General features: G+C 70.8%; 10 protein-coding genes. 6 read left to right on the forward strand and 4 right to left on the reverse strand.

What is annotated here, in order from left to right:
* Positions 1-164 precede the first annotated feature (164 nt).
* Both ACWDEW_RS15570 and ACWDEW_RS15575 read right to left on the reverse strand, forming a co-directional pair.
* Positions 165-1,784 (reverse strand): peptide-N4-asparagine amidase, encoded by a 1,620-nt coding sequence (locus ACWDEW_RS15570; protein ID WP_450513138.1) that lies wholly within the window; start codon positions 1,782-1,784, stop codon positions 165-167.
* Between the two features lie 10 nt (positions 1,785-1,794).
* Complete coding sequence (locus ACWDEW_RS15575) at positions 1,795-2,544, reverse strand: L,D-transpeptidase family protein (RefSeq protein ID WP_450513140.1); 750 nt, start codon at positions 2,542-2,544, stop codon at positions 1,795-1,797.
* A 195-nt stretch (positions 2,545-2,739) separates the two neighbouring features.
* Here ACWDEW_RS15575 and ACWDEW_RS15580 point away from each other — a divergent pair, with 195 nt between their 5' ends.
* From ACWDEW_RS15580 to ACWDEW_RS15595, 4 genes are all read left to right on the forward strand, one after another.
* On the forward strand, positions 2,740-4,611 hold the full coding sequence (locus ACWDEW_RS15580) for an ABC transporter ATP-binding protein (protein ID WP_450513142.1): 1,872 nt from the start codon (positions 2,740-2,742) through the stop codon (positions 4,609-4,611).
* The gene (locus ACWDEW_RS15585) at positions 4,608-6,389 is read left to right on the forward strand and encodes an ABC transporter ATP-binding protein (RefSeq protein WP_450513144.1); all 1,782 of its coding nucleotides are present in this window, start codon (positions 4,608-4,610) and stop codon (positions 6,387-6,389) included. Before ACWDEW_RS15580 ends, ACWDEW_RS15585 begins: the two co-directional genes overlap by 4 nt.
* 351 nt (positions 6,390-6,740) lie before the next feature.
* Entirely contained in the window at positions 6,741-7,217 is a 477-nt protein-coding gene (locus ACWDEW_RS15590; RefSeq protein WP_450513146.1) for a DUF5709 domain-containing protein, read from the forward strand.
* Between the two features lie 57 nt (positions 7,218-7,274).
* Positions 7,275-7,544 carry a type B 50S ribosomal protein L31 gene (locus ACWDEW_RS15595; RefSeq protein ID WP_450513148.1) on the forward strand — a complete coding sequence of 90 codons (270 nt, stop codon included), beginning with the start codon at positions 7,275-7,277 and terminating at the stop codon, positions 7,542-7,544.
* 44 nt (positions 7,545-7,588) lie between these two features.
* On the opposite strand, the gene ACWDEW_RS15600 is transcribed toward ACWDEW_RS15595, so the two are convergent.
* Positions 7,589-8,380, reverse strand: a complete 792-nt coding sequence (locus ACWDEW_RS15600) for a metal-dependent hydrolase (RefSeq protein WP_026178646.1) — start codon at positions 8,378-8,380, stop codon at positions 7,589-7,591.
* 145 nt (positions 8,381-8,525) lie between these two features.
* Here ACWDEW_RS15600 and ACWDEW_RS15605 point away from each other — a divergent pair, with 145 nt between their 5' ends.
* Positions 8,526-11,039 (forward strand): DUF3516 domain-containing protein, encoded by a 2,514-nt coding sequence (locus ACWDEW_RS15605; RefSeq protein ID WP_450513150.1) that lies wholly within the window; start codon positions 8,526-8,528, stop codon positions 11,037-11,039.
* Positions 11,040-11,058: 19 nt separating this feature from the next.
* Entirely contained in the window at positions 11,059-11,922 is an 864-nt protein-coding gene (locus ACWDEW_RS15610; RefSeq protein ID WP_450513152.1) for an acyl-CoA thioesterase, read from the forward strand.
* A gap of 38 nt (positions 11,923-11,960) precedes the next feature.
* On the opposite strand, the gene ACWDEW_RS15615 is transcribed toward ACWDEW_RS15610, so the two are convergent.
* On the reverse strand, positions 11,961-12,887 hold the full coding sequence (locus ACWDEW_RS15615) for a DUF6397 family protein (protein WP_450513154.1): 927 nt from the start codon (positions 12,885-12,887) through the stop codon (positions 11,961-11,963).
* Positions 12,888-12,897: the final 10 nt, after the last annotated feature.

A 12,897-nucleotide genomic window follows, 5' to 3' on the forward strand; every position in this document is an offset into this window, starting at 1 on the left:
TGGAGGGGGGACGGTCGTTCGCGGAAGCGAGGTGGGGTGACTTCTGCGATACGGAAAGCGGCTTCCGGTGGATCACTTTGGAGCCGTTGTTGATCCCCTGGAAAACCTCCGTGTGACAGCCGTGTAAAACACGCACCCGAGTGACGCGTCGCACGCACGACGGCTCAGCAGCCGCTGCGGTCCTCGGTCAGCACCCCCTGCGCGGTCGCCAGCGAACGGTCGTAGCAGCCGCCCGAGCCGTACAGCCGGTAGCGCTCGCTCGACGTCCCCACCGCGTGCCGCTGATCACGGGGCACATTGAGCGTGTACGTCGCGTCCCCGCTGTAGGTGTCGTCGAGCCGCGACCACCCGGTCCGTCGGCCGTCCCGCGTATCGACGACCGCCGCCCGGTCACCCAGCGTGAGAACGGTACGCAGCCGGTCGTCCGTCCCGATCGTCGTCGCACCGTCCATCGTGTACGTCCGGTGCGTGGCCGTCGTCCGGGCCGGTCCCCGTCCGTCGACGGTCACCGACTCGTCGTCCGTCCAGGTCGCGTCGAGCCCGTCCATGTTCTCGCCGTCGATCCAGCGGTGCACGGAGGTGTTCGTGAGCTGGCGGTCGACCGTGGTCGCCACCCGCCCGTGCGAGGTGTCGACATACCCGGCGACGGTCAGCCGATGGCCCGCGTCGGTGTCCACGCGTTCCTCCGAACCGGGCGTGTACGTCGAGGAGTTGGCGAGCTCGCCCGCCCGGTCGAGGGTGAGCCTGCCGGTGACGTGGGCGCGCTGCGCGTCCTGCCAGACGAGCACGTCCACCGGCGCGCTCCAACCGCTCTGCCCCTCGGGCACGCCCACGACCGAGACGTCGACGTGGTGCGGGCGGCCGTCGTTGAGGAGCCCGGCGAAGGGGGTGAGGTCGTATTCGATCGGCTTGACGTCGAAGGCACGCGGGCCCGGAATGACGTACCAGAGGAAGGGGTCGGACCAACCGCCGGTCCATACGTTCGGGAACGGCGCGGCGATTCCGGCGAGTCGGCCGTCGACCTTGATCTGCACCTCGCGGTAGGGGCCCTTGTCGGCCTGGCAGGAGTACGGCGCCGAGTCGGGGACCGCGAGATACCAGAACTCCTCGCAGCCGCCGCCGGATCCGGTGGCGTACACCTCGGCGACGATGCGTTCGCTGTTGCGCGGGGTGGTGACGGTCGAGTCGGTGCCGAGGGTGAGGACGCGGTCGGGGGTCTGCGCCGCCGCGGGTCTGCCCTCGTAGAAGGTCAGCGTGGACTTGACGCCGATGACTCCGGTGTAGGTGTCGTCGACGACGTTGCCGATGAGCATCTCGACGTTCTGTGTGTCGCGGAAGGTGGCGCTGTAGCGGGTGACGTCCTTCTCGACGGACCATGCGATGCCGTCGGGTGAGGGCTCCGGTGTCGAGGTGCGCAGGATCTCGACCCCGCCGACATGCAGGTAGCCGAGCCGGTCGTACTGGCGCCCCTTCACCGTGCCGTCGAGGCGCAGCACGACCTTGCTCCAGTGGTCTCCGCAGCCCTTGGGGGGCGTGTACGTCCCCTGGTACGGGGTGAAGTCGCGGAACTCCGTGTCGGCGAGGGTGACTTGGCAGGACTTGGTGGCGGGCCTGGCGATGGGCGGGGCCGCGGTGAGGGGGTCGTGCCAGTCGGTGCCGAACTCGGCGGGGACATCGGCCGACGGGGCCTTCGCATCGACTGCCCGGGCTGGACCCGCGCCCAGCAGGGTGCTCGCCAGGAGGGTCGCCCCGGCGAGCATGGACATGACTATCCGGTTTCTCATGGGCGGTGTTCTACCCCTTGAGGTCCGCCCTGTCCCCCATCAGCACCACGGGATGCTGCTCCGGATCGAGCGTGCGCAGCAGGTACTCCATCGCTTCCTTGGGCAGGCTGACGCAGGCCGACGTACCGCTGCCGTGGTCCAGATGCAGCCAGATCCCGCCGCCCTTGTCCTCACCCTCCGGCTGCTCCGCGTCGTCGGGCGGGGTGCCCGCGACACGGTTGTAGTCGATGGCGATGACGTAGTCGAAGTCGTGCCAGTGCGACTCGTCCCAGTCGCGCGGCGCCTCGTACGACTCGTCCTGGCTGTACGGGAGTGCCGCGCCCGGGTCGTCGAGCACACCGCCCGCAGCGGTCAGGGTGAACACGCCGACGGGGCTGCGTTCGTCCCCGAGGTGGTGGTCGAGGGTCCAGCCCCGCTTGCCGTTGTGCGCGGGCCAGCTGCGGGTCCGGTCCCAGCTGGACCCGTGCTTCGTGAACAGCACGGCGGTGGAGTACGGGGAGTCCTTGCCGTCGCCGTAGACAGCGAGGACCTGACGTGTCCGGGCGGGAATCTCGCGGTGGAGCCGGTCGCCGACGTCCGGGATGCGGGTCGGGGCGGCGGCGGCTTTTCGCGGGTGGGCCGCCTGGGGCCCGGGTCTCCCCTCCCGGCCGCCGGTGTGTCTTGTTTCCGTGCTTCCGCACGCGGACAGGGTCGTCATCGTCAGGAGGGAACCGAGAGCCGCCATCGCGACCATCGCACGTCGTGTGCCGCCACTCTGCATCGGCCCATGGTCACATCGGGTTCGGCGACATTGCGTGAGGTAACGGACATCTGGCCACGGATGGGTGAACGCCGGTTCTGACCCCCGGCGGGGAAAACCGCTTGCTTCCGACCACGCTGCGAGGCGAACCTTTCACGGTTTGTTGCCGCACTCCGCGACTCCTTCCGCCGCCCCGACCAGAGCCACTGGGACGTCATGCAGATTCAAGACCTTCCGTATCCCGACCCTGGTGTGCCGGACGCCCGCTCGGGGCCCCGATTCCTGTGGTGGCTCGGCCGGAACCAGCTCGGCGGACAGTTCAAGTCGCTGGCCTGGGGACTGCTGCACTTCGTGTCCGTCTGCGCGCTGCCCTTCTGCGTGGGACTCGCCGTCCAGGCCGTGGTGGACCGCTCCGGCAGCCGGCTCGCCCTGACCGGTGGGTTCATGGCACTGTGCGGAGCGGGTATCGCCGTGGGCGACACCTTCCTGCACCGCGCCGCGGTCACCAACTGGATCACGGCCGCCGCCCGCGTCCAGCAACTGCTGGCCCGCCAGGCGGCCCATCTCGGCTCGGCGCTGACCCGGCGGGTCGCGGCCGGTGAGGTCGTGGCCGTGTCCACGGGCGACGTCGAGAAGATCGGCTGGTTCGTGGAGGCACTCTCCCGCTTCCTGGCCGCCGCGCTGACCGTCGTCGTCGTGTGCGTCGGCCTGTTCGTCTACCAACCGGCCCTCGGTGTCGTCGTCGCCGTGGGCATGCCCGTCCTGGCGGTCTCCGTGCTGCCACTGCTGCCCCGCGCCACCCGGCGCGCGGACGTGCAGCGCGAGAAGGCCGGACGCGCCACCGAGCTGGCCTCCGACACGGTCGCCGGACTGCGGGTGCTGCGCGGCATCGGCGGTGAGGAACTCTTCCTCGACCGGTACCGCCGCGCCTCCCAGGAGGTGCGCCACGCGGCCGTGCGCAGCGCCCGGATGTGGTCGCTGATCTCCGCGATCCAGGTGCTGCTGCCGGGCCTGCTGCTGATCGTCGTCGTCTGGCACGGTGTGCACCTGGCCCGCGAGGGCCGGATCACGGTGGGTGAACTGGTCACCGTCTACAGCGCGGTGATGGTGACGTCCTACCCGCTGCGGCACTTCGAGGAGATCGCCATGGCGTACTCCTTCTCCCGGCCCTCGGCCAGACGCGCCGCGCGCGTGCTGTCCCTGGAGCGGGTCACCGACACCGTGGGGACGCGCGCGGCCGAGGTACCGGCCGGGGATCTGTACGACCCGGCAACCGGTCTGCTCGTGCCGTCCGGCCGCTTCACCGCTGTGGTGTGCGGCGACCCCGACGCGGCCGGACGACTGGCGGAACGCCTCGGCGGACACCCCGCCGAGGCGGGCACCTCGGTGCTCCTGGACGGCGTGGCGCTCGACGAACTCCCCCTCGCCTCGGCACGCACCGCCGTCCTCGTCCAGGACAAGGACCCGGTGCTGCTGTCCGGTTCACTGCGCGAACTGCTCGACGTGCCCTCCTCGGGCGCGGTCGACGCGGAGGAGGCCCTGGCCGCCGCGCAGTGCGGTGACGTGCTGGTGGCGCTGACGCAGGGTTCGCTCGACACCGACGACCCGATGGACGCCCGCATCACCGAACGCGGGCGCTCCCTCTCCGGCGGCCAGCGCCAGCGGCTCGCCCTGGCCCGGTCGCTGATCACCGATCCCGAGGTACTCGTCCTGGACGAGCCGACTTCCGCCGTCGACTCCCACACCGAGGCCCGGATCGCGGACGGCGTAAGGAAGTTGCGGACCGGCCGGACCACGGCGGTGTTCACCTCCTCGCCCCTGCTCCTGGACCACGCGGACCGGGTGGTCCTCGTGCACGAGGACCAGGTCGTCGCGGTCGGCACCCATCGCGACCTGCTCCGGAGCGAGCCGCGGTACCGGGCCGTGGTGACCCGCGAGACGGAGGAGGAGACGGCACTGCACAACGCCGTCAACAGCGAGGCCGCTCTGCAGAACGCCGTCGACGACGAGGCCGCTCTGCGAAGCACCCTGGACGACCACGATGTCGCGCTGCGTGGCGCGCTGGAAGAAATCGAGGAGACCGCATGATCGGCGTGGCGCCCCCGGCGTACGACCCGGCGGCCCCGACCACGGCCACCACCCTGCCGGTCGGCGCTCCCGCGACCGTACGCGCCTACGTGTCCGAACTGTTCCGCCGGCATCGCCGGGCCTTCCTCCTCCTGGTCACCGTGAACACGGTCGCCGTGGTCGCGTCGATGGTGGGCCCCTATCTGCTCGGCGACCTGGTCGAGCGGGTGTCGGACGGAGCGCGGGAACTCCATCTCGGCCTGGCCATCGGGCTGTTCGGGATCGCGCTCGCCGTCCAGGCCGTGTTCATCCGGCAGGTGCGGCTGCGTGGCGCGATGCTCGGCGAACGGATGCTGGCCGATCTGCGCGAGGACTTCCTCGTCCGCTCGGTCGGGCTCCCTCCCGGTGTCCTGGAACGGGCCGGCACCGGCGACCTCCTGTCCCGCATCACCACCGACATCGACCGGCTCGCCAACGCGATGCGCGAAGCCGTACCGCAGCTGGCGATCGGCGTCGTGTGGGCGCTGCTGCTCCTCGGCGGCCTGGTCGTGACCGTGCCGACGCTGGCGCCCGCCGTGCTGATCGCGGTACCGCTGCTGGTCGTCGGCTGCCGCTGGTACTACCGGCGCGCACCCGCCGGCTACCGCTCCGAGGCCGCCGGGTACGCCGCCGTGGCCGCGGCCCTCGCCGAGACCGTGGACGCGGGACGCACCGTGGAGGCACACCGCCTCGGCGACCGGCGCATCGCCCTCTCCGAGCGCCGCGTCAAGGAGTGGACGGCCTGGGAGAACTACACGCTCTGGCTGCGGTCGGTGCTCTTCCCGGTGATCAACATCACTCATGTCACGGTGCTCTGCTCGGTCCTGATGCTCGGTGGCGTGTTCGTCCTGCACGGCTGGATCGGCGTGGGCGACCTGACGACGGGCGCCCTGCTCGCCCAGATGCTCGTCGACCCGGTGAACCTGATCCTGCGCTGGTACGACGAGCTCCAGGTCGCCCAGGTCTCGCTGGCCCGGCTGGTCGGCGTCCGGGACATCGAGCCCGACGCCGGGGACGCCGGGCTGTCCCCCGAGGGCCGGGACGTGCGCGCGGACCGGGTGCACTTCGGCTACCGCGAGGGCGTCGACGTGCTGCGCAAGGTGTCCCTGGAGGTAGCGCCCGGCACCCGGCTGGCCCTGGTCGGCCCGTCGGGCGCGGGCAAGTCGACCCTGGGCAGGCTGCTCGCCGGTATCTACGCGCCCCGGGACGGCCGGATCACTCTCGGCGGCGCCGAACTCTCCCGGATGACCGCCGAACACGTCCGCTCCCATGTGGCCCTCGTCAACCAGGAGCACCACGTCTTCGTGGGCTCCCTGCGCGACAACCTCCTGCTCGCCCGGACCGACGCGGCGGACGCGGAGCTGTGGGCGGCACTGGGCGCGGTCGACGCGGACGGATGGGCGCGGGCGCTGAACGAGGGCCTGGACACCGAGGTGGGCTCGGGCGGGCTGGCGCTCACCCCGGCCCAGGCCCAGCAGATCGCGCTGGCCCGGCTGGTGCTGGCCGATCCGCACACACTGGTCCTGGACGAGGCGACCTCGCTCCTCGACCCGCGCGCGGCCCGCCATCTGGAACGGTCCCTGGCCCGCGTCCTCGACGGCCGCACGGTCGTGGCGATCGCCCACCGGCTGCACACCGCGCACGACGCGGACGTCATCGCCGTGGTCGAGAACGGCCGCATCAGCGAGCTGGGCAGCCACGATCAGCTGGTGGCGGCGGAGGGGGCGTACGCGGCGCTTTGGCGGTCCTGGCACGGGTAGCTCCGCCGGTGGGGCGGTGACCGACCCCCGGGTCGGTTGCCGCGCTGGTCGCGGTGGGAGGCAACTGATCTGCGGGCCGGTGGGGGCCGCTCGCGCAGTTCCCCGTGCCCCTTTGGGCGCTCGATGCCGTGACGGTGGTGATGGGGCCGGCGGAGCTGGTGAGAAGCAGGACCACTCGACCCGTGCCGTTGCGCGGTGGGGAAAAGGGGTGGAAGGCTGGGGAGCGGCACCGGTTCGGGGAGTGCCCGGGAACCATGTGGTTCGTGCCGGGCTCCGCCTGTGCCCCGCACAGCGGCGGCCCGCCGCCGAGCGCGGTGAGTACGGGCCGGTCCCCACCACCTGGAGGTACCCGTGAACAGCGTCGACGGATGGGGAGACGACGTCTACCAGCCCGACGGATCCGAGGTACAGGACGACGCGGGTCTGCTCGACGCGGAGGACACCCTCCTGGCCGACGGTGTCGAGGACCCCCTCGACCGCGGCTGGTCGCCACCGGACCGCCCCTGGGCGGTGGAGCGCGCCGACGTCACGGCCGCCGAGCGTCTGCACGGGGAGACGCTCGACCAGCGCCTCGCCGAGGAGGTCCCGGATCTCGCGGTGCCCGACGGCGACGGCCTCGGCGACTCCGAGGACACCGACGGCGAACTCCTGGACATCGAGGTCGGTGACACCCGCTCCGGCCGGCTCGTGGCACCCGACGAAGGCGCGCACGAGGACGAGGAGAGCGGCCTGATCGCCACCGACGTGGGCATCGACGGCGCGGCGGCCTCCGCCGAGGAGGCCGCGATGCACATCGTCGAAGAGGACGAGGGTTCGCTCTACGGCTGACATCGCCGTCCCCCGGCCGTCACCCACACCCCCGACGCACGAGGAGCAGGAGCAGCCATGCAGCAGGACAAGCAGCCCGACTACCACCCCGTGGTCTTCCGCGACCGCTCCGCCGGATACGCCTTCCTGACCCGGTCCACCGCGACCAGCGACCGGACCATCGACTGGGACGACGGCGAGACCTACCCGGTCGTGGACGTGGAGATCTCCTCGGAGAGCCACCCCTTCTACACCGGCAAGGCCAGAACGGTGGACTCCGAGGGCCGCATCGCCCAGTTCGAACGGCGTTACGGCGGCGGTGCGGACCAGGGCTCCGGCGGGGCGTGAGCCGCTGCCCGCACCGACGCCGGAACCGAGGGCTGGGCCGGGCCTCAGATCACATTGAGCGCCGCCGCGCAGCCCACTCCCCCGAGCAGTATGAACACCGGCATCAGCACCTTGAGCTCGACCCAGCTGCCCGCGCGGAACCGCATCACCTTCGGCGGCCCGATCGGGTACCAGCGCTTGCGGCCCAGCGGGATCGGCCACAGGATCGGGCAGCCGGAGACGGTCAGCGCGTCCCCGATGTCGTGCACCAGCGCGCCCAGCACGACCGGCAGGCCCAGCCACAGGTACTGGTGCTGGTCCGTGAACAGCCAGTCCGAACCGTTGCCCGGCTTGTCCAGCACTCCCGCCAGGATCCAAGCGCTCGTCGCCGCCAGCAGCCACACCAGGATGTCGCTGCTGGAGCCGCGGGCCGCCCGCCACAGCAGGCCCTCGATGGCCAGCACCATGTGCACGAAGAGGATCGCCAGCACTCCCCAGCGACCGCCCAGGATGGCCACGCCCGCACTCCCCGCCCCGATCAGGACCGCCCACAGCCAGGTGTGGGTGAGCGTGCGGTGCCCGCCGTTGCGGCGCGGGTCGCCCTGCTTCCTGGTCCCCTTGTAGACGGCGTACGAAAGCTTGTCGACGACCTCGCACACACCCCGGGAGAGGGGTCCGAAGGCCCGCGAGATGGTCGCCGCCTTGTGGTCGAGGTCCGGGGCGAGCGCGGCGCCGGCGCAGATCAGCGCGCCGACCAGGACCACCGGCCAGGGCATCGGGTGTCCGGCCGCGGCGGTCGCCGCTCCTACGCCGAGCCAGGCCGCCGCTCCCGACAGTGAGTGTGCTGGTCCCATCATGGCCGTTCCCCGCCCCATTCCTCTTGCGCCGCCGGTCAGTTGCTCGGGCGCCCTGACACTCTGTCGGCGACACAGCGTAGCGGCAACGATCTTCGTCTCCGCAGCCGATTCCCCCATCGGCCGCGGCGCCAGGCAAGATGGGGTCGTGACCCTCATCGACCAGTTGCCGCCGACCGCAGATCCCGACGCCCTCTACGAAGCCTTCGAGTCGTGGGTCCAGGAGCGCGGTCTCACGCTCTACCCCCACCAGGAGGAGGCGCTGATCGAGGTGGTCTCCGGTGCGAACGTGATCGTGTCGACGCCCACCGGCTCCGGCAAGAGCATGATCGCCGCCGGTGCGCACTTCGCCGCGCTGGCCCGGGACGAGGTCACCTTCTACACCGCCCCGATCAAGGCGCTGGTCTCGGAGAAGTTCTTCGAGCTGTGCAAGATGTTCGGCACCGAGAACGTCGGCATGCTGACCGGCGACGCGTCCGTCAACTCGGACGCGCCCATCATCTGCTGCACCGCGGAGGTCCTCGCGTCGATCGCGCTGCGCGACGGCAAGCACGCGGACGTCGGCCAGGTCGTCATGGACGAGTTCCACTTCTACGCCGAGGCGGACCGCGGCTGGGCCTGGCAGATCCCGATCCTGGAGCTGCCGCAGGCCCAGTTCATCCTCATGTCGGCCACGCTCGGTGACGTCGCGATGTTCGAGAAGGACCTCACCCGGCGCACCGGGCGCCCCACTTCGGTGGTCCGCTCGGCGGTCCGGCCGGTGCCGCTGTCCTACGAGTACAAGCTGACCCCGCTCACCGAGACGCTCACCGAACTGCTGGAGACCCGGCAGGCGCCGGTCTACATCGTGCACTTCACCCAGGCGCAGGCCGTGGAGCGGGCACAGGCGCTGATGAGCATCAACATGTCCTCGCGCGAGGAGAAGGACCAGATCGCCGAGCTGATCGGCAACTTCCGCTTCACCACCAAGTTCGGCCGCAATCTCTCCCGTTACGTGCGGCACGGCATCGGTGTGCACCACGCCGGCATGCTGCCCAAGTACCGGCGTCTGGTGGAGAAGCTCGCGCAGGCCGGTCTGCTGAAGGTCATCTGCGGTACGGACACGCTCGGGGTGGGTGTCAACGTGCCCATCCGCACCGTGCTGTTCACGGCGCTGGCCAAGTACGACGGCGTTCGGGTGCGCACGCTGCGCGCCCGTGAGTTCCACCAGATCGCGGGCCGCGCGGGCCGCGCCGGTTTCGACACGGCGGGGCTCGTGGTCGCCCAGGCCCCCGAACACGTCGTCGAGAACGAGAAGGCGCTCGCAAAGGCGGGTGACGACCCGAAGAAGCGCCGGAAGGTCGTCCGCAAGAAGGCACCCGAGGGCTTCGTCGGGTGGACGGAAGGCACCTTCGAGAAGCTCATCACCTCCGAACCGGAGCCGCTCACCTCCCGGTTCCGGGTCACACACACGATGCTGCTGTCGGTCATCGCCCGTCCGGGCAACGCCTTCGAGGCGATGCGGCATCTCCTGGAGGACAACCACGAGCCGCGCAAGCAGCAGTTGCGGCACATCCGGCGCGCGATCGCGATCTACCGCTCGCTGCTGGACGGCGGCATCGTCGAGAAGCTCGACACCCCGGACACCGAGGGCCGCATCGTGCGCCTCACGGTCGACCTGCAGCAGGACTTCGCGCTGAACCAGCCGCTGTCCACCTTCGCGCTCGCCGCGTTCGAACTGCTGGACCCCGAGTCGCCGTCGTACGCGCTGGACATGGTGTCCGTCGTCGAGTCCACGCTGGACGACCCGCGCCAGATCCTGGCCGCCCAGCAGAACAAGGCGCGCGGCGAGGCCGTGGCGGCGATGAAGGCGGACGGCGTCGAGTACGAGGACCGCATGGAGCGCCTCCAGGACGTCAGCTACCCCAAGCCGCTGGAGGAATTGCTCTTCCACGCGTACGACACGTACCGCAAGAGCCACCCGTGGGTCGGCGACCACCCGCTGTCGCCGAAGTCCGTGATCCGTGACATGTACGAACGGGCCATGTCCTTCACGGAGTTGACCTCCTACTACGAGCTGGCCCGCACCGAGGGCATCGTGCTGCGGTACCTCGCCGGCGCCTTCAAGGCCCTCGATCACACCGTCCCGGACGACCTCAAGTCCGAGGATCTGGAGGATCTGATCGCCTGGCTCGGTGAGATGGTGCGTCAGGTCGACTCCAGCCTGCTGGACGAGTGGGAGCAGCTGGCCAATCCGGAGGAGATGACCGCCGAGGAGGCCCAGGAGAAGGCCGACCAGGTCAAGCCGGTCACCGCGAACTCGCGTGCCTTCCGGGTCCTGGTGCGCAACGCGATGTTCCGCCGGGTCGAGCTGGCCGCCCTCGACCATGTCGCGGAGCTGGGCGAGATGGATGCCGAGTCCGGCTGGGACGAGGACGCGTGGGGCGAGGCGATGGACAAGTACTGGGACGAGTACGAGGACCTCGGCACCGGCCCCGACGCCCGCGGGCCCAAGCTGCTGCTCATCGAGGAGGAGCCGCAGCACAACCTGTGGCGCGTTCGGCAGATTTTCGCCGACCCGAACGGCGATCATGACTGGGGCATCAGCGCGGAGATCGATCTCGCGGCCTCCGACGCGGAGGGCCGTGCGGTCGTCCGTGTCACCGACGTCGGACAGCTGTGAGCACAGGAGAATCCCACCCATGACGAACCCGGCAGAGCGGCTCGTCGACCTGCTCGACCTGGAGCAGATCGAGGTCAACATCTTCCGTGGCCGCAGCCCGCACGAGTCCCTCCAGCGGGTCTTCGGCGGCCAGGTGGCCGGCCAGGCGCTGGTCGCCGCGGGGCGCACCACGGAGGGCGACCGGCCCGTGCACTCGCTGCACGCGTACTTCCTGCGCCCGGGCCGGCCGGGCGTGCCGATCGTGTACCAGGTCGAGCGGGTACGGGACGGGCGGTCGTTCACCACCCGCCGGGTCACCGCCGTGCAGCAGGGCCGCACGATCTTCAATCTCACCGCCTCCTTCCACAAGCCTGAGCAAGGTCCCTTCGAGCACCAGTTGCCGCCCCGTGAGGTCCCGGCCCCGGAGTCCCTGCCGACGGTGTCGGAGGAGGTCCGGGCTCATCTGGGCGTGCTGCCGGAGCAGTTGGAGCGGATGGCGCGCCGTCAGCCCTTCGACATCCGGTACGCGGACGGGCTGCGCTGGAGCGCCGAGGAGATCAAGGACGCCGAGCCGCGCAGCGCCGTGTGGATGCGCGCGGTGGGTCCGCTCGGCGACGATCCGCTGGTGCACACCTGCGCGTTGACGTACGCCAGCGACATGACGCTCCTGGACGCCGTCCGGATCCCCGTTGAGCCCCTGTGGGGACCGCGGAACTTCGACATGGCCTCCCTGGACCACGCCATGTGGTTCCACCGGCCCTTCCGCGCGGACGAGTGGTTCCTGTATGACCAGGAGTCCCCGATCGCGACGGGCGGACGCGGTCTGGCCCGCGGACGCATCTACGACCTGGAGGGACGCCTGCTCGTCTCGGTCGTCCAGGAGGGGCTGTTCAGAGCGCTGTAACTGGCGGACGTGCGCCGCGGCTCACCCGTTTCCGCCGCTCACGCGCTTCTGCGGCGCAGCCAGCTCAACATGCCGCGTGATCGCCTGGGTTCCGGGGCCGGCCCGGACGGGGACTCGCCGGGGGACGGCGGTGGTCCGGCCTGGCGTTCGCCCGGGGGCGACAGTGACACAGCGGGTCGCGAGGCGGGTCGCGGTGCCGGGCGATGGCGGCGCGCCTCCTCCAGCACCTGGGCCAGGTCCGCCCGCAGCCAGCTGATCTCGTCCGGGTCTTCCGCCGTCATGATCCGTTCGGCGAGGTGAGCGGAGGGCGAGCCCGGAGTGCCGTGGGCGGGCGGGTCCGGCCGGAACCGGTTCAGGTGGGCGCGCTCGTAGGGGTCCTGGACGATTTCGGCCACCTGCACGGGGCCGAGCAAGGCCGACAGGGCACCTGCGCGTTCCCACGGACCCTCCGCCTCGCGCAGCAGGAATCCCAGGTGGCGGCCGCGCCAGTTGCGGGGCCTCAGGTCCAGGCCCTCCTGGAGTTGGCCGCGCAGTCCTTCGGGCGTACGGCCGTTCAGCAGTGCGGTGTGGTTCTGGTCGGTGGCGAACTGCCGTAGTTCTTCGGCGAGATAGAGCCAGACCACGGCTCGGTAGCGGTTCAGATAGAACCTCACCGGCACCACCAGTCCCAGCCGGGCGAGGCGGGTGAACCTGGCGGGGGTGACCTCCATGAGGGCCGCGCCGTCCGTGGTGCCCACGGTCCTGACGCTGTCCACGAGCGATTCCGGGAACCCCTCCGCCGAGCGCAGGCGGTCGATCTCGGTGTGGGCGACGCGTCGGCCGCCGCCCCCTTCGTCGGGCACGGTGCGGATGCGTCCGAGATGGACGGCAAGGTCGAACTCGCCTCGTTTGAGGCCCAGTTCCCGTGCCGCGCGACTCGGCGTGCACGAGAGTTCCGACGGTGTGGTGATGGTGTTGCCTGCCATGGTCGATCTC

The organism is Streptomyces sp. NPDC001100, from assembly GCF_053598575.1.